18 protein-coding genes are annotated in these 21406 nt (G+C 71.6%); 10 read left to right on the forward strand and 8 right to left on the reverse strand.

All coding sequences use genetic code 11. The features are described from left to right. Window positions 1–95: 95 nt before the first annotated feature. Window positions 96–680 carry a TetR/AcrR family transcriptional regulator gene (locus ABZ098_RS16760; protein WP_356591645.1) on the reverse strand — a complete coding sequence of 195 codons (585 nt, stop codon included), beginning with the start codon at window positions 678–680 and terminating at the stop codon, window positions 96–98. Window positions 681–794: 114 nt separating this feature from the next. Here ABZ098_RS16760 and ABZ098_RS16765 point away from each other — a divergent pair, with 114 nt between their 5' ends. Next, window positions 795–1226 (forward strand): tautomerase family protein, encoded by a 432-nt coding sequence (locus ABZ098_RS16765; protein ID WP_356591647.1) that lies wholly within the window; start codon window positions 795–797, stop codon window positions 1224–1226. Further along, window positions 1219–2229, forward strand: a complete 1011-nt coding sequence (locus ABZ098_RS16770) for an alcohol dehydrogenase catalytic domain-containing protein (RefSeq protein WP_356591649.1) — start codon at window positions 1219–1221, stop codon at window positions 2227–2229. The genes ABZ098_RS16765 and ABZ098_RS16770 overlap by 8 nt, the downstream gene beginning before the upstream one ends. A gap of 6 nt (window positions 2230–2235) precedes the next feature. Here the strand turns inward: ABZ098_RS16770 and ABZ098_RS16775 are convergent, their stop codons facing one another. The 3 genes from ABZ098_RS16775 to ABZ098_RS16785 form a co-directional block, all read right to left on the reverse strand. Beyond that, window positions 2236–3546, reverse strand: a complete 1311-nt coding sequence (locus ABZ098_RS16775; RefSeq protein WP_356591651.1) for an MFS transporter — start codon at window positions 3544–3546, stop codon at window positions 2236–2238. Between the two features lie 33 nt (window positions 3547–3579). Then, window positions 3580–4110 (reverse strand): AAA family ATPase, encoded by a 531-nt coding sequence (locus tag ABZ098_RS16780; RefSeq protein WP_356591653.1) that lies wholly within the window; start codon window positions 4108–4110, stop codon window positions 3580–3582. Between the two features lie 68 nt (window positions 4111–4178). After that, window positions 4179–5225 (reverse strand): LacI family DNA-binding transcriptional regulator, encoded by a 1047-nt coding sequence (locus tag ABZ098_RS16785; RefSeq protein WP_356592323.1) that lies wholly within the window; start codon window positions 5223–5225, stop codon window positions 4179–4181. Window positions 5226–5373: 148 nt separating this feature from the next. Here ABZ098_RS16785 and ABZ098_RS16790 point away from each other — a divergent pair, with 148 nt between their 5' ends. The 3 genes from ABZ098_RS16790 (at window position 5374) to ABZ098_RS16800 (ending at window position 7841) form a co-directional block, all read left to right on the forward strand. Beyond that, window positions 5374–6432: a cellulase family glycosylhydrolase gene (locus ABZ098_RS16790; RefSeq protein WP_356591655.1), complete on the forward strand. Its 1059-nt coding sequence runs from the start codon at window positions 5374–5376 to the stop codon at window positions 6430–6432. Window positions 6433–6630: 198 nt separating this feature from the next. Then, window positions 6631–7269 (forward strand): restriction endonuclease, encoded by a 639-nt coding sequence (locus ABZ098_RS16795; protein WP_356591657.1) that lies wholly within the window; start codon window positions 6631–6633, stop codon window positions 7267–7269. 101 nt (window positions 7270–7370) lie between these two features. Beyond that, entirely contained in the window at window positions 7371–7841 is a 471-nt protein-coding gene (locus ABZ098_RS16800; RefSeq protein WP_356591659.1) for a carboxymuconolactone decarboxylase family protein, read from the forward strand. A 69-nt stretch (window positions 7842–7910) separates the two neighbouring features. On the opposite strand, the gene ABZ098_RS16805 is transcribed toward ABZ098_RS16800, so the two are convergent. Both ABZ098_RS16805 and ABZ098_RS16810 read right to left on the reverse strand, forming a co-directional pair. Further along, window positions 7911–9383 carry an L-fucose/L-arabinose isomerase family protein gene (locus ABZ098_RS16805; protein ID WP_356591661.1) on the reverse strand — a complete coding sequence of 491 codons (1473 nt, stop codon included), beginning with the start codon at window positions 9381–9383 and terminating at the stop codon, window positions 7911–7913. Window positions 9384–9408: 25 nt separating this feature from the next. Continuing rightward, window positions 9409–10707 carry an MFS transporter gene (locus tag ABZ098_RS16810; RefSeq protein WP_356591663.1) on the reverse strand — a complete coding sequence of 433 codons (1299 nt, stop codon included), beginning with the start codon at window positions 10705–10707 and terminating at the stop codon, window positions 9409–9411. A gap of 241 nt (window positions 10708–10948) precedes the next feature. Here ABZ098_RS16810 and ABZ098_RS16815 point away from each other — a divergent pair, with 241 nt between their 5' ends. Further along, complete coding sequence (locus ABZ098_RS16815; protein ID WP_356591665.1) at window positions 10949–14872, forward strand: glycosyl hydrolase; 3924 nt, start codon at window positions 10949–10951, stop codon at window positions 14870–14872. Here ABZ098_RS16815 and ABZ098_RS16820 read toward each other — a convergent pair. Further along, on the reverse strand, window positions 14855–15880 hold the full coding sequence (locus tag ABZ098_RS16820; RefSeq protein WP_356591667.1) for a LacI family DNA-binding transcriptional regulator: 1026 nt from the start codon (window positions 15878–15880) through the stop codon (window positions 14855–14857). The genes ABZ098_RS16815 and ABZ098_RS16820 overlap by 18 nt on opposite strands. Window positions 15881–16373: 493 nt before the next feature. Between ABZ098_RS16820 and ABZ098_RS16825 the strand changes: the two genes are divergently transcribed. The 4 genes from ABZ098_RS16825 (at window position 16374) to ABZ098_RS16840 (ending at window position 19890) form a co-directional block, all read left to right on the forward strand. After that, window positions 16374–16592 (forward strand): hypothetical protein, encoded by a 219-nt coding sequence (locus tag ABZ098_RS16825; RefSeq protein ID WP_356591674.1) that lies wholly within the window; start codon window positions 16374–16376, stop codon window positions 16590–16592. 134 nt (window positions 16593–16726) lie between these two features. Further along, window positions 16727–17515 (forward strand): cyclase family protein, encoded by a 789-nt coding sequence (locus ABZ098_RS16830; protein ID WP_356591676.1) that lies wholly within the window; start codon window positions 16727–16729, stop codon window positions 17513–17515. Continuing rightward, on the forward strand, window positions 17512–19152 hold the full coding sequence (locus tag ABZ098_RS16835) for a thiamine pyrophosphate-binding protein (RefSeq protein ID WP_356591678.1): 1641 nt from the start codon (window positions 17512–17514) through the stop codon (window positions 19150–19152). The genes ABZ098_RS16830 and ABZ098_RS16835 overlap by 4 nt, the downstream gene beginning before the upstream one ends. Before the next feature lie 117 nt (window positions 19153–19269). Further along, a complete protein-coding gene (locus tag ABZ098_RS16840) occupies window positions 19270–19890 on the forward strand; it encodes a DinB family protein (RefSeq protein WP_356591680.1) in 621 nt (206 codons plus the stop codon). Between the two features lie 13 nt (window positions 19891–19903). Here ABZ098_RS16840 and ABZ098_RS16845 read toward each other — a convergent pair whose 3' ends face one another. Next, window positions 19904–21349 carry a glyceraldehyde-3-phosphate dehydrogenase gene (locus tag ABZ098_RS16845; RefSeq protein ID WP_356591682.1) on the reverse strand — a complete coding sequence of 482 codons (1446 nt, stop codon included), beginning with the start codon at window positions 21347–21349 and terminating at the stop codon, window positions 19904–19906. Window positions 21350–21406: the final 57 nt, after the last annotated feature.

Consider the following 21406-nt stretch of genomic DNA (forward strand, 5'->3'; position numbering starts at 1 on the left):
CGTCCCGGCCGCCCCGGCGACGCGTGCGGGCCGGAGAGGCCGACGCCGGCCCGGTGAGTCACCTTCCGTACCGCTCGGGCCGGCCGAAGCCGCCCTCAGCCCCCGACCGTGGCAAGGATGAGCGTCTCGAGTTGCTCCTCGGTACGGTCCAGGGGCTCGGTGCTGCGCTTGGCGCGGCACATCGCCACGGTCCCTTCCACGGCGGCGACGATGAGCGTCGCGAGGTGGGCCGCCCGCTCGGCCTCGGCCCCGTGCTCGCGCAGGGAGGCGGCCAGCAGGCCCTCCCACTCGGTGAAGACGTCGGCGGCGGCCGCCAGGGCCGCCGGAGTCTCCTCGGTGGCGGGCTCCTCGATGGACACCGCGAGGACGGGGCAGCCGGCCCGGAAGTCGCTGTCCACGACGATCTTGCGCCACAGGGCGAGAAAGGCGCGCAGGCCCGCGACCGGCCCGGCCCGCAGTTCCCTGCGCAGACCGCGCGCGACCCACTCACCGGTGTAGCGGACCGCCTCCGTGGCCAACTGCTGCTTGCCCTCGGGGAAGTAGTGGTACGTCGAGCCGAGCGGCGCCCGGGCGTGCTTGGCCATCTCGCGGATGCTGGTCGCGTTCAGGCCGCGCCGACTGATCATGTCGGCGGCTCCGGCGACGATCCGCTCGCGCGCCGACGGGCTGGGCTTGGTCACGTACGCGGTCCCTTCCGACCTCACTGGCTATAACGGCCGTCATAGTCTACCGTGATCGCCGTCTATAACGACTGTCATAATCCACGCGCCGAACCGACCCCAGCGAGGTATGCCGTGCCGATGATCCGCCTCACCGCCCCTGCCGGAGCCCTGACCGGACAAGGGCGGCGCACTGTCCAGAAGGACCTGGCCGCGGTGCTGCTCCGCTGGGAGGGCGCCCCCGACACCGCCTTCTTCCGCGCCCAGGCGTGGAGCTACCTCCTCGAACTGCCGGAGGGCGCCCAGACCACCGCCGAGGACGAGGCGCCGCGCTTCCTCGTCGAGGTCACCGTCCCGCAGGGCGCCCTCTCCGAGCGCCGCAGGGCGGGCCTGGTCGAGGAGGCGACGAGGACCGTCCTGGCCGCCGCCGGACTCCCCCCGGACGAGGCCCCGCGGGTGTGGGTCCTGGTGCACGAGCAGCCCGACGGCACCTGGGGCGCGGGCGGTTCCGTCGTCCGCCACGCCGACCTCGTGGCCCTCGCCGAGCAGGGGAGGAGCGATGAGTGAGCTGACCTACGTCGCCAGGCGCACGGTCGAGTGGCGCGAGGTGCCCGACCCGAGGCTCCGGTCGGACCGGGAGGCGATCGTCGCACCCGTGGCCGCCACCCCCTGCGACGTCGACTCCGCCATCCTCGCCGGACACGGCTTCGTCGAACCACCCTTCGCCCTCGGACACGAGTGCGTCGCCCGGGTCGTGGAGACCGGCGACGCCGTCACCGCAGCAGCCCCCGGGGACCTGGTGGTGGTGCCCTGGTCCATCAACTGCGGTGCGTGCGACCGCTGTCGGGCGGGACTGACTGCGCACTGCGAGGCGGTGCCCCACATGGCGATGTACGGCGCCCCTCTCGGCGGCGACTGGGGCGGCCTCTTCTCCGACCTGGTCCGGGTGCCGTACGCCGACGCCATGCTCGTCCCGCTGCCCGGCGGCCTCGACCCGGTCGCCATGGCCTCGGCCAGTGACAACTGGTCCCTGGCCTGGCGCCTGGTCGCGCCCCATCTCAAGGCCCGCCCCGGCGCCCGGGTCCTGGTCGTCGCCCGCGGCAGCATCGGCCTGTACGTGTGCGACATCGCCCGCGCGCTCGGCGCCTCCGAGGTGCTCTACGTCGACCCCGACGCCGAACACCGGGCACTGGCTGGGGAGTTCGGTGCCGCGACCGCCCAGACCCTGGAGCCGGCCCCGCAGCGCTACGACATCGCCGTCGAGGCCACCGGGCGGGTCGACCAGCTCGCCCTCGCCGTCAAGTGCCTTGGTCCGGAAGGGATCTGCGAGAGCGCCGGCAACCACTTCCGGCCCGGCGAACTGCCGTTGCTCGACATGTACCTCACCGGTGTCACCCTGCGCGTCGCCCGCGACAACGTCCGCGCCCACCTCCCCGAAGCCCTCCACCTCGCCGCCTCCGGCAAGGTGGCCCCCGAGAAGGTCGTCTCCCACGTCATCGACTGGGAGGACCTGCCGGCCGCGCTGCCCGAGAAGCACACCAAGCCGGTCTTCGTACGGGCCGACGTCTGACCCCGCCTACTCCGCCCTCTCCCGGGGCCGAGGCGGGGGCGGGGGACGGGTGGACGACCGCACGCCGAGCGCCTCCTGGCCGCCCTCGGCCGGTGCCCGGTGGTGCCGGAATCCCGGGACGAACAGGAGGAGGGCGAGCGCCGCCACGACGGTCAGGACGCCGCCGCCCGTCACGGTCCACGTCACGCCGAGGGCGGCGCCGACCGTGCCGTGCAGGAGATCGCCGAGCCGTGGCCCGCCGACGGCCACCACCGTGTCGATCCCCTGGAGCCTGCCGCGCATCCCGTCGGGGACGGCCGTCTGCAGCACGGTCCTGCGGAAGACGCCCAGCGCGAGGAGCGCACCGCCGGCCGGCAGCAGCCACGCCACCGCGGCCGGCAGCGAGCGGGCCGACCCGAACCCCGTCACGGCCAGGCCCCACACCGCGGCCGACACCGCCACCGCCACACCGTGACGGCGGACGCGCGTGAAGGCCCCGGAGAACAACCCCGCCAGCACACCACCGGCCGAGACGGCGGCGTACAGCACCCCGATGTCCGACGGGTGGAAGGTCTCCGCCGCCAGCTGCGGGAAGAGTGCCGTGGGCAGTCCGAGGGACAGGGCCGCGAAGTCGGTGAGATAGACCGTCAGCAATATCTGACGCCGCGTCACGAGCCGTACGCCGTCCGCGATCTGCCGCGGTACCGGCTCCCGTCGGCGCTCACCGTCGCCGGGAGCGGGAAGAGCCGGCAGCCGCCACACCGCCCAGATCGTCGCGCAGACGGCGACGGCGTCCGCCAGATACAGCGTCCGGCTCCCGACGGCCGGCAGTAGAGCCCCGGCCAGCAGCGGCCCGGCGATCCCGGCCGACAGCAGGACCACCGACTGCAAGGCGTTGGCGGCGGGCAGCAGTCCCGGCCGCACCAGACGCGGTGTCACGGCCCTGCCCACCGTGGAGTTGGCGCCGAACAGCGCCTGCTGGACACCCACCAGCACGAGCAGCACGGCCACCGACCGCAGATCCGCCCACGCCTGCGCCCACAGCAGCAAGGACGTCACCCCGATGCCGACCGTGGTCGTCAGCAGCACCCGCCGCCGGTCCCGTACGTCGGCGAGCGCACCGCCCCACAGCGCCGCCGCGGCCATCGGGGCGAGGCCCACCAGACCGGCCAGCCCCACACAGGCCGACGAACCGGAGAACTCGTAGATCTGCAACGGCACGACGACCGCGGTGAGTTGGGACCCGAGAGCGGTCACTATCCCCGCCGCCCACAACCGTCTGAACGCACCCTCCCGCAGTGGCCCCACGTCGACCAGCAGCCGTTTCCCTCGCACCATGGAGCGATGCTGCGGGCTCCCCCTGGGGCAAGGTCAACCGAGGTGGGCGAGCACCTGGGCGGCCAGTTCCCGCGGGGTCGACCCGCCGTCGAGGAACACCGTGTCGCCGGGCAGGGTGTCGACCGCGGCCGTGCACGTCTCGATGCGGGCCTTGCACCACGCCCGCACCCGTTCCTCCCTGGCAGGGTCGTCGGGGAAGAAGCTCCGTGCGTCGATCCGCCGTGCCAGTACCTCCGGCGCGACCTTGAGGAAGAAGTGGTGGACGACGACGTCCGCGTCCTTCAGAGCACCGAAGATCTCGCCCAGGTAGCCCGGGTTCACCAGCGTCATCGGGACCAGCAGCGGGCGCCGGTACTCCTCGACCAGTCCGACGGCCAGACCGGCGACCTGCCGTCGCCACAGCCGCAGGTCCTGGAAGTCGCCGGTCGGCACGTCCACGATCTCCCGCAGCACGTAGCCGACCATCTCCGGGTCGAGGACCAGCGCCTCGGGCCACCGCGGGCCCAGTTCCTCCACGAGCGTGGTCTTCCCGCTGCCGAAAGCCCCGTTGATCCACACGATCACAGCCGTTCCCCCGGTTTCCTCGCGAACCCCGTGTCCGTCGGATCATGCCCGACAGCGCGCCGCCGCGCTCAGCCCCGCGGTGCCGCGGTGCTCCCCCTCACCACCAGGCGCGTCGGGACGAGATCGGTGCCGGGCTGTCCGCCCTCGCCCTCGCGGATCCGCTGAAGCACCTTCTGGACACAGCGATGCCCCACCTCCGCGAAGTCCTGGTGGACGGTGGTGAGCGGCGGCACGAAGAACGCCGCGTCGGGAATGTCGTCGAAACCGACCACACTGACGTCGTACGGCACGGACAGCCCGCGCTCGTGGAAGGCGCGCAGCAGCCCCAGCGCCATCTGGTCGTTGGCCGCGAACACGGCCGTGCAGTCCGGCGGTTCGGCGAGCACGAGCCCGGCCGCGTACCCGGACTCGGCCGACCAGTCCCCGTACAGCGCGGGCGGCACCGGCCGCCCGGCCTCCCGGAGCACCTCGCGCCAGGCCTGGGTCCGGCGCTGCCCCGCGAAGGACGCCTGCGGACCGGTCACGTGCCACACGGTCCGATGGCCTAGGTCGAGCAGATGCCGTACGGCCTGCCGGGCGCCGTCCGCCTGGTCGGTGTCGACCACGCTGTAGCGGTCACCGGCGTCGGAGTCCACCACGACGACATGCACCCCGGGCGGCAGCTGCACCGTCCCGGTGTCGAGGAGATGGATCTCCATGATGACGATGACCGCGTCGACGGCCAGCTCGCCCATACGGGTGAAGGCGCCCAGGACGTTGTCCTGCGTGGGGACGTCGATGGGGATCAGGGTGATCGCGTAGCCCTCTGCCGCCGCGTGCGTGGCGATCGCCTCCACCGTCCGGCTGTTGCCGGTGGAGGAGAGGCTGAACAGGATCACGCCGATGGTGTTGAACTGGCCGTACCGCAGGGCCCGCGCGGCACTGTTGGGCCGGTACCCCAGTTCCCGCATCGCCGCCAGGACCTGCTCGCGCGTCGAACTGATCACCCCGGGGTGGCCGTTGGAGACCCGTGAGACGGTCTGCGAGGAGACGCCCGCGAGCTTGGCGACGTCCGCCATGGACACGCGCTGCTTTCGCCGGCCTCCGGGGACACCGGAACCTCCCCGCTCCACCACTGCTGCCTCCTCCGTCCGCACACGAATGTTTCGCATGTCGCACCGGATGTTACGTGTGGCAAACCTTGACCGTCGCCGAGGTGGATGCCACGATTCCGGCGCCGTCATGTTTACGTAAACATGCTGTCGTTCCGAAAGGGTTTGGTCGATGCGCAAGACCCCCGTCAGCACCCGTCGCGCCCCGAGGCTGCGTGCCTCGCTCGTCGCCGTCGCGATCGCCGCGATCAGCGGCGCCACCCTCACCGGCAGCCCCGCCTCCGCCGCCGCGCCGACCACCGACACGACCCAGTTCAAGGGCGTCAACTGGGCCGACCCGCGCGACAACTTCGCCGACGACGAGCTCCAGCTCTCGGGCCTGTCGACCTCCGACACCTACGCGCAGACGTACACCAAGGCGAGCCGGATCATCTCGGCGTTCCGCGCCAACCTCGGCGCCAACACCGTCCGGCTGCCGATCAACCCGTACACCGTCAACGGCCCCTACTGGAAGTCGTACAAGGGCGTCATAGACGCCGCCACGGCCCACGGCTTCAAGGTCATCGTGTCCTACTGGGAGGGCACCGGTGACCGCAAGGACGGCTACATCGACGACGAGGCCACCTACTGGCCGATGTGGAACACCGTCGTCAAGGCCTACAAGGGCAACTCCCGGGTCTACTTCGAGCCGATGAACGAGCCGCACGGCTACACCGACACCCAGTGGGCCGACATCGCCGCGAAGTGGCTGGACACCTACAGGTCGGTGCCGCGCAACCGGGTCTTCGTCAGCGGCGCCGGCTACAACGACCACGTCACCTCGGTGTGCGCCGACCCGCGCCTGAAGGGCACCTACCTGTCGCTGCACCACTACGGCTTCTGGAAGTCGTACGCCACCTACGACGAGTGGGTGGCCGACCTGAAGGTGCGCATCGGCGACTGCGCGAACCGGACCGTGGCGGACGAGTTCGGCGCCCCGATGACGACCGGTCTGAACTACAACGTGAAGACCCCCGACGACAACTTCGTCAACTTCATCCAGGCGGTCACCGACACCTTCCGCGAGCTGAAGATGGGCTCGGTGTACTGGCCGGGCCTGCGCACCGACGACATCTACTCGGTGCAGAAGCTCGTCGGCCCCGCCGCTCGCCCGTGGCTGGAGACCACCAACCAGTCCGGCGCCGACCGCCTCGCGTGGGCCTGGGGACGCGGCAAGCCGGTCCAGGGCTGACCCTCCCATCCCGGCCGACCGCGGTGCCTTCCGGTACCGCGGTCGGCCGGTGTCCGGACTTGGCCGACTCGCGCCCTACCCACGCCCTCCTGAACTGCCCAGACTCCTGGACAGGGACACCGGGGGGAGGCCACCGTGGCCAGGCGTGGACGGGGTACGGCCGCTCGCAGAAGGCGGGCGCGGAGGATCAGGTGGAGCATGGGAGGCGGCGCGTCGGCGCTGGTCCTCCTGGTGGTGTGCTGGACGAGCGTGTGGCCGTATCTGTTGGGTTTCCTGCTGGTCGGTGTCGGCGGGGCGGTCGGATGGCGGCTGTGGCGGACGGACCGGCTGCTGCGCGGCCGGGACCGCCGTTGGCGCGAGGAGGACGCGGTGGCGGCGGGCCGGCGGACCCTCGCCGAGGTGGACGTCATGACGGGCACCGAGTTCGAGGAACTGATCGCGGGCCTGTGCCGGCGGGACGGGTGCACCGAGGTCCGTCGGGTGGGCGGCGCGGGCGACAACGGCGCCGACGTCCTCGGACGGCTGCCGGACGGCCGGACCATGGTCGTCCAGTGCAAGCGGTACGCACCGAGTAGGGCCATCCCGAACCGCGAACTGCGTGATCTGCTGGGCGCCCGGGTGCACTTCCGCGCCGACGTGGCCGTCTTCGTGACGACCTCCCGCTTCACCGGCCCCTCCGTGAAGTTCGCGCTGGAGCACGACATCCTCGCCGTGCACCGCGACCTCCTCGGCCTGTGGAACGACGGAGCCTCCCTCACGTCGCTGGCCGGCGTGAACGGTCGCGGCCAGGGCGACGCCCGGCACCGGACCCGCTGGAAGCAGGCGTACGGCGGCTGACCACCCCCAGGGAGACGCAGGTCACATCTGAACCTGTCACAAACGTCCGGGCCGTTCAGTCATAGGTGTGTAGCCAACGACAACGGCAGAAGGAGCACACCATGGAAGCCCGACTCAATGTCTTCACCAGCCCGCTGGCCGGCAAACTGCTCAAGCACTTCGCCGCCGCGGGCAAGGTGGTCACGGACTCGGGACTGCCGATGACGACCCAGGAACTGGTGAAGATCCGCGCCAGCCAGATCAACGGCTGCGGGTTCTGCCTCGACATGCACACCAAGGAGGCCGCCGCCGCGGGCGAGACCGCGCAGCGCCTCCACATGGTGGCCGCGTGGCGTGAGGCCAAGGTCTTCACCGATGCCGAGCGGGCCGCGCTGGAGCTGGCGGAACAGGGCACCCGCCTCGCCGACGGGTCCGGCGTCCCGGACGAGGTCTGGGAGAACGCGGCCAAGCACTACGACGAGGAGCAACTCCTCGCCCTGGTCTCCTTGATCGCCGTCATCAACGCCTTCAACCGGCTGAACGTCATGACCCAGCAGCCGGCCGGCGACTACGTGGTCGGCCAGTTCGGCTGAGCCTGACGACCGGGTGACCGGCCCGGGGGCTGCAGACCCCGGATCCGGTCCCTTCCGTGACCACCCGGGTCACACCTCACGGTGCTCGATCCCCAGCAGACTCGCCGCGGCCCCGAAGTCGGCGCCGTGGTGACCCACCGCCAGCGACCAGTGGTGCCCGACCCCCGTCGCGCTCCACGCGTCCACCCACTCGCCGGGATCCCGGCCGAAGTCGACCCTGCTGGTGGTGTTCCCGATCTCCAGCAGCGGACCCGGCACGACGGTGCCCTCCGACGTGATGAACGACAGGCTGCCGTCGGCGTCCTGGCCCAGCCCGAGCAGGGTCACCGGACCGTGCCGGACGTCGAACTCGACGCTGACACCCCAGCCGCGCTTGCCGTGATAGACGCCGAGGCCGCGCAGCAGCGGATCGCGGGCGCTCAGGGCGAGATGGGCGGGACCGTCGTGGCCCATCTCCACCACCCCGTCCTCGAAGTTCAGCGCCTGGATCTCGGTGAAGGAGCCCCCGGCCCCGACGCTCTGCGAGGCCAACTGGGCGAGACTGGTGCGCAGTTCGAACTCTCCGGCCGCGGGCACGCCCCGGGCGGTGAGCAGCGAGGCGCCCAGGATCATGCCGGCGCCCAGCCGCTCGTGCTGCTCGCCGTCGAGTCCCCGGTGGTAGTACGCGAGGGTGTCGAGACCGAAGTCCTCCACCAGCCGGTCGAGAGCCACCGACACGGTCGCGCCCCACGCGAAGTCCTCGTCGACCACGCTGTCGTCGACGGTGAAGATCCGCCGGGCCAGCTCCACCCGCTCCCGGGTCTCGGCCTGAGTCACCTTCTCCACCCGGTGCCGCAGATCGTCGAACTCCAGCACCTCGACGTGCGAGCCGAACGTCGCCGACAGCAGCGTCGGATCGGTCTGCACGTCGAGCATCCCCGGATACACGTGCCCCATGAGTCCGTGCCGGGCGTGCCGGAGCGCGGCCCGCACGTGCGCGGCCCGCACCCACCGCTCGACGCGCCGCCACGCCGACTCCTGGCGCAGCCACCCCGACACCGACCGGAAGGGGATACCGGCCCGGCGGAACACGTTCCCGACCTCCGGCACGGAGCACTGCGAGCAGTACGCCAGCCAATCGCCCGTGTCGAAGGAGGCGTGGTCCATCCGCTGGGACGGCTGGAGGTCGACGACCAGCACCGGTGTGTTCGTGCGCTGCGCGATCGGCAGCACCATCGACGAGGTCAGATAGGTCGTCAGGAAGAGCACGATCAGATCGCAGTCCACCTGCCGGAGCCGCTCGGCGGCGGCCGCGCCCTCCTGCGCGTCCGAGACGAACCCGGCGTCCGTCACCTCCGCGTCCAACCGCCCCAGCCGCTCGGCGACATACGCGGCCGACTCCTTCAACTGGGGCAGCAGCCCCGGGAACTGCGGCCAGTACGTGCCGAGTCCGCCGGACACCATCCCGATCCGCGGCCGGCGCCGGGTCACGGGCGGCAGCAACTCGCCCAGCACGGCTTCCCGTTCACCGGCGTACGTCGTGATGGATTCGGTCGTCGCCATGGTCGGCGCTCCTTCGGGATTCGGTTCAGGTCTGCGCGACCTTGAGGTCCGCCGGAGCGGTGGCGGCCGGGGACACGCGGGGAACGAGGACGCGGACGATGTACAGGCCCGCCAGCGCCGACAGGGCCATGCAGCCGGTGATCACCCACAGCAACAGGCTGGGGCTCCGGTCGAGCAGGGCGGGCGTGACGAACGCGACGCCCGCGAAGACCCCGCGCGAGACGGCGTAGGTGATCCCCTGCGTGGTGCCGCGGGTGTCCGCGGGCAGTGTGAGCTGCGACCACACCTTGTAGTTGGCCTCGCCGGCGAAGGGATAGGACAGCTGGTAGAGGACGTAGAAGACCAGGAAGCCGACGATGGCGCCCAGGGTGAGCGTGCCGATCGCGAAGGCCGCGATCTGCACCACCGTGGCGATGTAGAACATCCGGTCCCGCCGTGGGCCGTCGGCGATCCGCACGAAGGCGAGCGTCAGCAGCAGGCCGATCGGGAGACAGGCCAGGTTGATGCCGGTGGCCACGCTCTGCGAGGCACCGCTGACGGTGACCAGCAGATACGTCGTGAACTGGCCCATGGTGTTGGCGCCCAGGCCCCAGGTGACGTAGAAGGCGAAGGTCGCGAGCATGGGCACCAGGGCGGCACGGGTCCAGACGTTCCTCAGCGCGACGCCCTGCTGCTCGGCCGGCTTCTCCGCCGAGACCGGGTCCTGCTCCGGATCCGGCCCGGTGGCCAGTTCGAGCCGGGAGCGCAGATGCCAGGTGAGCAGGGCGGCGACCGCCAGATGGCCGGTGATGAGACGGGCCCCGAGCATGCCCGTGTCCGACAGGGCGAAGCCGACGAAGACCACGACGATGATGCCCAGCATCCACATGACCTGCGTGAACGCGATGAGCCGTCCTCGGGCGTGGTCGGGGGCGGCGTCCGAGACCACGGCCAGGGACGTCGGCAGGTCGGCGCCGGCCGCGAGACCGGCGAGCAGGACACCCACCAGAAGGGTGATGTCGTCGGGGGCGAGCGTGATGATGATCGCCCCGACGGCGTAACAGAGGATGTCGAGGTTGTAGAGACGGCGTCGGCCGAAGACATCGGCGAGACGCCCGCCGACCAGGGAACCGACGGCGATGCAGATGGTGACGATCGCGCTGATCGCACCGGCCATCCAGACGCCCATGTCGTAGGCGTCGCGGTAGATGGCCAGGTTGACGCCGATGCTCACGATGAGGGCGGCATCGAGGTAGGACGCCATGCCGGAGAGGGTCGCGACCTTCCACAGGCGCTTCTCGATGGGCGGTTCCGGCTGGTTCGGGGCAGGCGAGGTTCGGGCCATGATGCGGCTCCGTCTGGGGAGAGTGGGTCCGAGCGGAGGGGGGACGTCGCTGTTCTCGGCCGATGTCCAGCGACTATAGGAGCGTAAAAACGTTCCAACAAGACGTCATGCGGCCATCCGTGGAAACGACCTGACGGCCCCGCAGCTCTGGTGAGCGCCCCGGGGGTGTCCTACGGTGAGGCTGACGTAAAACGTTTTTGATCCGTGAGAGTGTCCGGGCCGTACTCGGAAGGACCCATCCGTGATCTCTCCAGCCCTGCAACGGCTGTTCGACGACCCGCCCCGGGACTTCGGCCCCACCCCGCTGTGGTGGTGGTCCGGCGCGAAGGTCACCCGTGACCGTCTGGCCTGGCAGCTCCGCCGGTTCGCGGACGGCGGCGTCCACAACCTCGTGGTGATCAACCTGGCCCCGGCCGGCCCCACCTTCGGCGCCCGGACCGACGACCCGGTGTGGTTCGGCGAGGAGTGGTGGGCCCGCTTCACGGACGCCTGCGAGATCGCCGGCGACCTGGGCACGCGCCTGTGGTTCTACGACCAGATCGGCTTCTCCGGCGCCAACGTCCAGGGGAGCATCACCCGCCGCCACCCCGAGGCGGCGGGCCGCGCCCTGCGCTCGCGCCGGGCGGTGGTCTCGCGCGGCACGGTCCCCCTGCGGGGCACGGAGACACTGCTGGGGGCGTACGACAGCACGGGCGCACGCCTGCCGGTCACCGGCCCGGAGCGCGTCGAGGCCCCCGACGGCACTGAGGTGCGCCTGGTCCTCGCCGTGCCCACGGCGTTCGACTATCTGAACACCGCGTCCGTCGGACTCCTGTTCGACGCCATCCATCGCGAGTACGACCGCCGGGTCCCCGAGTACCTGGGCAACGTCATCGCGGGCAGCTTCCAGGACGAACTGCCCGCCACCAACTCCTGGACCAGCCGCTTCCCCGAGGAGTTCCGCACCCGGCGCGGCTACGACCTCCTCGACCACCTGCCCGCCCTCTTCACGGGGGACGACTCCGACCGGGCACAGCGGATCCGCGCCGACTACTACGCCGTACGCGGCGAGCTCACCGAAGAGGCCCTGTTCCGTCCCCTCGCCGCCTGGCACGAGGAGCGCGGTCTGCTGCTGGGCTGCGACCAGGCCCACCCCGCCCGCTCCGGCTTCCCGGCCCAGTCCACGCAGCTCTACACGGACTACTTCCGCACCCACCGCTGGTACAGCGCCGCCGGAAGCGACCACCACGGCGACGCCAAGGTCCACTCCTCCATGGCCCACCTCTACGGCCACGAGCGCGTCTGGATCGAGTCGTTCCACTCCTCCGGCTGGGGCGGCACCCTGGAGGAGACCTACGACTGGCTGCTGCCGTTCCTGCGCAGCGGGGCCAACCTCTACAACCCGCACGCCAGTTACTTCGGCACCGCGGGCGGCTGGTTCGAGTGGGCGCCGCCGTCCACGGACTGGCGCCAGCCCTACTGGCGGCAGTACCCCGCCTTCTCCCGAGCCGTCGCCCGGATCTGCTCGATCCTGTCCTGGGGCACCTACAGCGCCGACGTCGCGGTCCTGCACCCCACCGCCACCATGCAGGCCCTCCTTCCCCTGGACGCACCCGTCCAGCACTTCGGCGACGGCCGGCTCGGCGCGGCCCACGCCGACGTCGACGAGACCCAGCGCGACTACCTGGAGCTGTGCGGCACCAACAACTGGCTCCAGCCCGCCGTCGGTTCCCTCGACCGCCACCGCGTCTCCTTCGACGTCATCGACGACGCCTCCGTCCAGGGCGCCAAGGCCGGCGACGGTGCCCTGCGCGTCAGGGACCTGGCGTACACCGCGGTCCTGCTGCCCTCCGCGAGCGTCCTGGAGCACGAGACGGCCCGCCGGCTGACAGAGCTCCTCGACGCCGGAGGCCGGGTCGTGGTCGTGGGCCGACCGCCGACGCGGGCGGCCGGGACCGCCGGTGACGACTCCCTCGTGGCCGCGCTGCTGGACCATCCCCGCCTGGAGCGGGTGGCCGACGCCGAGGCCGGGGCGGCGGCGGTGGCCGACACCGCCGGATACGCGACGGGGGAGGTGCCGCTGCTGGTCAGGAGGAAGGGCGACGCCGCGGTCGCGCTGGTCACCGGGGCGTTCCCCGACGCCCGTACGCATCCGCCGGCGGGCCGCCACGAGATCGACCCCGCGCGCTACGCCCGCACCTCCACCGTCACCGTGCGGGCCACGGTCGCCGAGGCCGAGATCTGGAACCCGGCGACCGGCAGCCGCCGCCCGGGACGCGTCACCGTCACCGACGGCGTCTCGACCATCGAGGTGCCACTGGAGGGCGCCCCCGCCGCCCTCGTCGTATGGCGCGAAGGCCCGCCCACGGACACCGTGCCCCCGTCCCCGACGGGGCCGACGGAGTCCGTCGACCTGTCGTCCGGCTGGGAGGGCCGCCTCGCTCCCACCATGGACAACACCTGGGGCGATCTGGCCCTGCCCGCCGGTGCCTCCCTGTGCGAACCGCAGATCTGGACCATGCGATGGACCGAGACCGGCGACTCCTGGGAGCCCGCGCGGGCGACCTACGGCAACCGCGTCCGCGTCCTGCCCCCCGTGCCCTTCGCCCAGGCGCCGGAACCTCTGGACAGTGCCGCGGTCGAGCAAGTGCTGTCGGGAGAAGCGGAGTTGGCGCCTGCGGAATGGAGCGTCTCGCTGTACTCGTCGAGTCGTGGCATTCCGGACCCCGACGGTCTGCTCGGCAACAAGGGCCTGGTGCCCGAGGAGTTCGTGCGGGTCCCGGTGCCCGTGAGCGGGACGGTCGCCCGGGTCAGGGCCGTCGTGGAGACCGGCCACCGCGGGCCCGCCGACCTCCACGTCGGAGCGGCGGCGGTCAAACGCGTGTGGTGGAACGGCCACCGGCTGGAGACGGGGGGCGGCTATCTGGCGTCGGCCCGAGTGGCGGTCGAACGGGCCCGCAACGTGGTGGAGTACGAGCTGTCCGACGCCCAGGACCGGCCGCAGACCATCTCGAGCGCCCCGGACACCCCGTTGGGCAGCTACTTCTGCCTGTCCCGCCCGGACGGGTTCGCGCCGCGCCCGCTGTTCATGCGCCTGCCCGACGGTGTACGACCGGACGGCAGTGTGAGCTACCGCGGCCGGATCGGCGTCCCTGCCCGGGGAGCGGCGGCGGTCCTCGTCGTGGGTGCCGCGGTCGGCGTGACCGTCCTGCTCGACGGAGCCGTCGTGGCACGGCAGGAGAAGGTCGAGTACTACGAGTCCGACTGGGGCGCGGTACCGATGTTCTTCCGGCACGAACTGACGCTGGACGGCGGCGATCACGTCCTCGATCTGGTGGCCGACAGCACCGACACGCGGGACGGGGTCTACGTCGACCTCGTGGCGGACTCGAACGCCCTGGTCAGCGGCCCCGGTTGGAAAGTCCGGACGGGGGAGTGGCAGGGCGTGACCGTCGAACACGAGGGCCGCTGGGGGGAGTTGCAGCACTGCGGCGCCGCGGTACGCCCGCACCCGCTGCCCGAGGCCGAGTGGCTGGCCGGTGCCCCGGTGCTCGGCTCCGCCGTACTGCCCCTGCGGTCCACCGACGACCTCCGGGAGGCCGAGCAGCGCTTCCGGTTCACCGTGCCGGCGGGAACCGTGTCACTCGACCTGCCCTTGGAGCTTCCCGCGCGGGTGAGCATCGACGGTGGCCCTGAACTGGACCTCGACGGACATGAGTTGCAGCTGGATCAGCCGCTGGACAAGGCTGCCGAGTGTGAAGTCGTCACCGCTCCCACGGCCGTTCTGCGCGGCGGCTCGGCCTGGCGGGGACCGGTACGGGTGCGCACGGTACCGGCGCCCCTGCCGCTCGGCGAGTGGGGCGAGCTGGGGCTGGGCGGCTGGAGCGGCGGTGTGACCTACGCGCGGACGCTGACGGTGCCGGCCGGGCCGGACCCGGTGCTGGACCTGGGGCGGGTGCGCGGCAGTGTCGAGGTGCGCGTCGACGGGGAACCCGTCGGGGAGGCGTTCTGCGCGCCGTACCGCGTCGCACTGCACGGCACCGCCGGGCGTACCGTCCGCCTCGAAGTGACCGTCCACAACACCCTGGCCCCCTACCTCGCCGAGGCCACGCCGACCGCCTGGGCCTTCCCCACCCAGCTCCCCTCGGGACTGCTGGGACCGGTCACGCTAGAAAGGCGCGTCTGAGGAAGCCCGCGTGGAGTCCCGCACGACCAGTCCCGGTGCGAACACCCTTGCCTCGTGGGCGTGTTCCGCGCGGGCCTCCACCTCGTCCAGGAGCATCTCGACGGCTGCCCGGCCGAGTTCCTCGACCGGCTGGCGGACCGTCGTCAGGGTCGTGCCCACGATGCTGGCGATGTCCAGGTCGCCGTACCCGACCACCTGCACGTCCTCCGGGATCTTCACCCCGCGCTCGCCCAGCGCCCGGCACAGGCCCGCCGCGAGGAAGTCGTTGGTGCAGAACACCCCGTCGGGCAGCTCGTCGAGGCCGTGCGCGATCCCGCTGCCGTACGCGACCGTCATCTCCTCGGCGACGACCTGGCCCAGGCGGGCCTCCCGCCGCGTGCGCACGGCCTGGCGGGCGCCCTGGTAGCGGTCGGCGCACTGGCGGATCGTGCGCTCGCCGTTCACGACCAGGATGTCGCGGGCCCCGCTGTCCAGGAGGTGCTGCACGGCGATGCGGCCGCCGGCGATGTCGTCCACGGAGACCGAGCAGCCCTCCTGGGCGGGCATCGCGCGGTCCGCCAGCACCAGCGGGATACCGCGCTCGCGCAGCCGCGACAGCCGGGTCGGGTCGGCGCTGAGCGGGACCACCACCGCGCCGACCGCCCGCTGTTCGACGAGCATGGTGAAGTAGCCCTGCTCCCGCTCCGGCGCGTCCCCGCTGTCGCACAGGACGAGGGAGTAGCCGTGCTCGTACGCCGCGTCCGCGGCACCGCGCGCGATGCGCGAGTAGAAGGAGTTGGCCACGTCCGGCAGCACCAGACCGATCGAGGACGAGTGCCCGGTGCGCAGACCGGCGGCTCCCGGATGGGGGACGTAGTCGAGTGCTGCGACCGCGTCGCGCACGCGTGCCGCGGTGCGTGCGTTGACCCGCTCGGGCCGGTTCAGGACGTTGGAGACCGTGGACACCGAGACCCCGGCGGCGGCCGCGACGTCCTGGATACGGGCGGGGCGAACCGGAATGACGTCCACCCCCTCGCTGTTGCAGCCGTACGACCAGGAAGGACGCAGTCCTCGGACGCTCTTCCGGATGGGCGACGCAAGTCTACCCCGGCCGCGAATAAAACGTTTTCCGCATCGGGGGCCTGTGGAGTCCTGCCAGTGGCGCTCGCGTGTTGCGGGGCGGACAGTGGTGCGGCGGTGTGGACTTCGGCCGGGCCGCATCGAAAATCCGGCGAACCCGCACACCGTTCACCGGTCGGCCACGCGGAAACTGAACCGTAGTCATGGCGGCGCCGACGCAGGGCTTTTTGATGGCGGAGTGTCCGTCTTGGGAACCGCACGGCGATGAAGACGCGGCAACCGCTCCAGCAAATCCTGTGAAGAAACAGGGGGATCGGGTGACCGTGTTGCGACGCCGGTGAAGCCGGGAACGGTGACCTGCCCTCGGCCACGTCCGGCTGACTGGCCGTGTCCATGTCCGGCGTGCTTCCATCCGGTGTCCCCCCCTCCTTGAGGATTGCTCATGCGAAAGGAACCGCGCGCCATGAACGTCGCCACCCACATCGAGGCAGCCGAGCTCGACGACGCCGCCCTGGACACCGTCTCCGGTGGTGTCGCCGCCGCGACCACTGCCGGTCTGCACCTCCAGGTGGCGCACCTCGAGGTCTGCGCCGACGCCGGTGCCTCCGTCTCCGCCGAGGGTGTCGCGCTCGGCGTCAACGCCCACGTCGGCGTGAACTGACCGCACACCTGGCGCGGGCCCCGGATCGGACGATCCGGGGCCCGTCGCCGTCTGCGGCTCCTCGGGGCAGACGGTGACGCCGGCGGCCCACGCGGTGCCATGCTGGCAGTGTCGGAGCGTTTCAGGAGGCCCTCATGTACGAGCAGCCGTCCCTTCTCGCCGCGCTGGTGTCCGCCCTGCGGACCGGGGCTATCGACGTCGTCGATCTCACCTCGCCGTTGTCCTCGTCCACACCGGTGATCCAACTGCCGCCGGAGTTCGGCCAGACGGCGATCTTCGAGCTGGAGGAGATCAGCCGGTACGACGACCGCGGACCGGCCTGGTACTGGAACAACTTCCGCAGCGGGGAGCACACCGGCACCCACTTCGACGCCCCGAACCACTGGGTGACCGGAAAGGACCTCGCCGACGTGGCGTCCGTCCCGCCGCGGCGACTGATCGCCCCCGCCGCTGTCCTGGACTTCACCGCGGAGGCGGCCAAGGACCCCGACTTCCTCGTGGAGGTGGACCACGTGAAGACCTGGGAGGAGCACAACGGCCCGCTGCCGGACGGGGGTTGGCTTCTCCTGCGTACCGGCTGGGACGCCCGCGCGTACTCCCAGAAGGCCTTCCTGAACGCCGACGAGAACGGCCCGCACACTCCCGGTCTGTCCCCGGAGTGCGCCCGCTGGGTGGCCGAGGAGTCGCCCGTGATCGGCCTCGGCGTGGAGACGGTCGGCACGGACGCCGGGCGCGGGCACTCCTTCGAGCCGGCCTTCCCCTGCCACTCCTACCTGATGGGCAGCGACAAGTACGGCCTGACGCAGCTCCGGAACCTCGACGCGCTGCCCGCCACGGGCAGCGTCGTCGTCGCGGGGCCGCTGCCCATCGTCGGGGGCTCCGGCTCACCCGCGCGCGTGCTGGCACTGGTGGAGCGGTCATGAAGGTCGCCGAGGCCGTCGGACGGGCCCTGCACACGGTCGGGGTCGAGCAGGTCTTCGGCGTCGTCGGATCAGGGAACTTCCACCTGACCAACGCCCTGATCGCGGCCGGCGCCCGCTTCGTCGCCGCACGCCACGAGGGCGGCGCGGCGACGATGGCCGACGCCTACGCGCGCGTGAGCGGCACGGTGGCCGCCGTCAGCGTCCACCAGGGGCCCGGGCTCACCAACGCGATGACGGGCATCGCCGAGGCGGCCAAGAGCCGCACACCACTCGTGGTGCTCGCGGCCGAGGTCACCCGGCCGACCTCCAACTTCTCCGTCGACCAGGACGCGCTGGGCACGGCGGTGGGCGCGGTGCCGATGCGGATCACCTCGGCCGGGGACGCCGTGGAACAGGCGGTCACGGCGGTGCGGCGGGCCCTGCACGAGCGGCGCACGGTGCTCCTCAACCTCCCTCTGGAAGTGCAGGCGTCGGACGTCCCCGACGATGTCCTCGCCCAGGTGACACCCCTGCCGCGCCGACCGGCGGTCGAACCGGCCGCGTCCGAAGTGGCGGCCCTCACGCGGGTGTTGGAGCAGGCGCGACGACCCGTCTTCGTGGCCGGCCGCGGCTCGCGCTCGCCGGCCGCCCGGGACGCCCTCGAAGCCCTCGCCGAACGCTGCGGCGCGCTGCTGGCGACCTCGGCCGTGGCGCGCGGTCTGTTCCACGACAACCCCTGGTCGCTCGACGTGTCCGGAGGCTTCGCGTCACCCCTGGCGGCCGAACTCATCGGTGGCGCCGACGTGATCGTCGGCTGGGGCTGCGCGCTGAACATGTGGACCATGCGGCACGGCGCCCTCATCGGCGCCGACACGACCGTGGTCCAGGTCGACGACGACCCCTCGGCACTCGGCGCGCACCGACAGCTGCACCTCGGGGTCACCGGTGACGTCGAACGCACCGCGCGGCACGTCCTGGCGGCCTCCGGCGGGAAACGGCAGGGCCTGCGGACCCCCGACATCGCCGAGGCCGTCGCCGCGCGCGTGCGCTGGCGTGACCTGCCCTACGAGGACACGAGCACCCGCGACCGGATCGACCCGCGCACCCTCAGCATCGCCCTCGACGACATCCTCCCCGCACAGCGGGTGATCGGCGTCGACTCCGGCAACTTCATGGGCCACCCGAGCATGTTCCTGTCGGTGCCCGACCAGGACGGATTCTGCTTCACCCAGGCCTACCAGTCGATCGGCCTCGGCCTCGCCACCGCGATCGGCGCGGCCCTGGCCCGCCCGGACCGGCTGCCGGTGGCCGCGCTCGGTGACGGGGGCGCGCTGATGGGCGCCGCCGACCTGGACACCGTACGGCGGCTCGGGCTCCCCATGGTCGTCGTGGTGTACAACGACGACGGCTACGGGGCGGAGGTGCACCACTTCGGGCCCGACGGGCATCCGCTCGACACGGTCGTGTTCCCGCCGACCGACATCGCGGCCGTGGCCCGCGGCTACGGCTTCGAGGCGGTGACCGTGCGGACACGGGCGGACCTGAAGGCCGTGGCGGACTGGGTCGCCGGTCCACGCTCCGCCCCGCTGCTGATCGACGCCAAGGTGGTGCGGGACCGCGGGGCGTGGTGGCTGGAGGAGGCGTTCCGGGGGCACTGAGCGGGAGTGACCGGGAGGCCGGGGGCCGCCGTGCCGTGCCGGGCCCGGCGGAAAACGGGAGGCCGAGTGCCCCCTCGTCGTGTCAGCCTGGCGGACCGGACGACCCAGGGAGCACCGATGAGCACAGGACCTCGCCTCACCCCGCTGCTGGACCAGTTCGACTGGTCCTGCGAGCGCCTGGCCGGCCGGCTCGCCGGCCCGGTCATGGACAGCGGCGACGGCTCGCGGACCCCGGTCGGGGCGATGACCGACGAGGAGTACCTCTGGGAGCCGGTGCCGGACTGCTGGTCGGTCCGGCGGCGGACGGACGGACCCGGGGCGCGGGCGGCCTTCCTGACCGGGACCGGTGACTGGGGCCGGGACGCGGCGCCCCACCCGCATCCCGTGCCGCCGCCGTTCACGACCCTCGCGTGGCGCCTGAGCCATCTCAGCGAGATGCTCCTCCTGCGCGCCGACCACACCACGGGCACCCACTCCCTCACCCGCGACGACCACCGCGTCAGCGGCACCGCCGCCGACGCGATCGCCGCCTTCGATACGGCCGCCGACGCCTGGCGCACAGTGCTGCGCGACACCGACGACAGCGATCTCGACACCGTGGGCCGGTGCACCTACCCGCACGGGAGCGACCCCGAGGAGCCCTTCCTGGACATCGTGTGGTGGGTCAACCAGGAAGTCCTGCACCACGGCGCCGAGATCGCCCTGCTGCGCGACCTGTACCGGGAACGCCGGCCCTGACCTGCCGGTTGGATCAGACCGCGGGCGCCGGATAGGTCGGGTACTCCACCCCGGTCACGTGCTGTACGACCCGGACCACCTGGCACGAGTAGCCGAACTCGTTGTCGTACCAGAGGTAGAGGATCGCGTTGTCGCCGTCGACCTTGGTGGCGCCGGCGTCGACGATCGAGGAGTGGCGCGAGCCGATGAAGTCGCTGGAGACCGCGTCGGGGGCCGTGGTGAAGTCGATCTGACGCTTGAGCGGTGAGGTCAGCGAGACGTCCCGCAGGTGGTCGAGGACCTCCTCGCGGGTGGTCTCCCGGCCCAGGCGCAGGCTCAGGATCGCGATGGAGACGTCCGGCACCGGCACCCGGATCGAGCTGCCGGTGATCGGCGCCTTGAGCTCGGGCAGCGCCTTGGCGACGGCGGAGGCGGCGCCCGTCTCCGTGATCACCATGTTGAGCGGCGCGGAACGGCCCCGGCGGTCGGCCTTGTGGTAGTTGTCCAGCAGGTTCTGGTCGTTGGTGAACGAGTGGACCGTCTCCACGTGGCCGCGCAGCACGCCGTACTCGTCGGCCATCGCCTTCAGCGGCGGCACGATCGCGTTGGTGGTGCAGGACGCGCAGGACAGGATCTGCTCGTCCGGCTTGATCGTGTCGTGGTTGACGCCGTGCACGATGTTGGGGACGTCGCCCTTGCCCGGCGCGGTCAGCACGACCTTGTCGATGCCGGGGCGCAGGTGCTGGGAGAGGCCCTCGCGGTCCCGCCACTTGCCGGTGTTGTCGATGAGGATGGCGTTCTTGATGCCGTACGCCGTGTAGTCGACCTCGGAGGGGTCGTTCGCGTAGATCACCTTGATCGTGTTGCCGTTGGCGATGATCGCGCTCTCGGCCTCGTCCACGGTGATCGTGCCCTGGAACTGGCCGTGGATGGAGTCCCGGCGCAGCAGCGAGGCCCGCTTGACGATGTCCTGCTCGCCGCCGCCCCGCACGACGATCGCGCGCAGCCTGAGGCCGTTGCCGGAACCGGCCTTCTCGATCAGCAGCCGGGCCACCAGGCGGCCGATGCGGCCGAAGCCGTAGAGGACGACGTCCCGCGGCTCACGGCGGTCGATCTTGTTGCCGCCGGTCGCGCCGGACACGGCCTCGGCGGTGAACTCGGCGACCGAAAGGCCGCGGCCGTCGCCCTTGTAGATCTCGGCGAGACGGCCGATGTCGATCTGCGAGGGGCCGAGGTCCAGCGCGGTGAGGGCCTGGACGAACGGCAGGGTGTCGGTGACGGAGAGCTCCTCGCCCGCGATCTGCCGGGCGAACCGATGGGTCTTGAGGATGCTGACCACCGACTTGTTCACCAGGGAACGGCTGTGCAGGAGAACCGTTACATCACGCTCCCGGTGCAGCCTCCCGATCATCGGGATCATCGATTCCGCGATCTCCTCGCGGTTCTTCCAGTCGGTGAACGAGTCGTCCTTGACAGTCACAGAATTCTCTTTCGAGCTAGGCGGCGCTCATATGCTAACCCCCTGATGTTTTGATCG

Source organism: Streptomyces sp. NPDC006335, from assembly GCF_040612795.1.
Classification (GTDB): Bacteria; Actinomycetota; Actinomycetes; order Streptomycetales; family Streptomycetaceae; genus Streptomyces.

Coding starts and splice junctions, on each gene's coding strand:
- ABZ098_RS16800 (WP_356591659.1), top strand. CDS start 7,371: ATGGAAGCCCGACTCAATGTCTTCACCAGCCCGCTGGCCGGCAAACTG.
- ABZ098_RS16795 (WP_356591657.1), top strand. CDS start 6,631: ATGGGAGGCGGCGCGTCGGCGCTGGTCCTCCTGGTGGTGTGCTGGACG.
- ABZ098_RS16825 (WP_356591674.1), top strand. CDS start 16,374: ATGCGAAAGGAACCGCGCGCCATGAACGTCGCCACCCACATCGAGGCA.
- ABZ098_RS16810 (WP_356591663.1), bottom strand. CDS start 10,707: ATGGCCCGAACCTCGCCTGCCCCGAACCAGCCGGAACCGCCCATCGAG.
- ABZ098_RS16835 (WP_356591678.1), top strand. CDS start 17,512: ATGAAGGTCGCCGAGGCCGTCGGACGGGCCCTGCACACGGTCGGGGTC.
- ABZ098_RS16790 (WP_356591655.1), top strand. CDS start 5,374: ATGCGCAAGACCCCCGTCAGCACCCGTCGCGCCCCGAGGCTGCGTGCC.
- ABZ098_RS16830 (WP_356591676.1), top strand. CDS start 16,727: ATGTACGAGCAGCCGTCCCTTCTCGCCGCGCTGGTGTCCGCCCTGCGG.
- ABZ098_RS16770 (WP_356591649.1), top strand. CDS start 1,219: ATGAGTGAGCTGACCTACGTCGCCAGGCGCACGGTCGAGTGGCGCGAG.
- ABZ098_RS16775 (WP_356591651.1), bottom strand. CDS start 3,546: ATGGTGCGAGGGAAACGGCTGCTGGTCGACGTGGGGCCACTGCGGGAG.
- ABZ098_RS16840 (WP_356591680.1), top strand. CDS start 19,270: ATGAGCACAGGACCTCGCCTCACCCCGCTGCTGGACCAGTTCGACTGG.
- ABZ098_RS16805 (WP_356591661.1), bottom strand. CDS start 9,383: ATGGCGACGACCGAATCCATCACGACGTACGCCGGTGAACGGGAAGCC.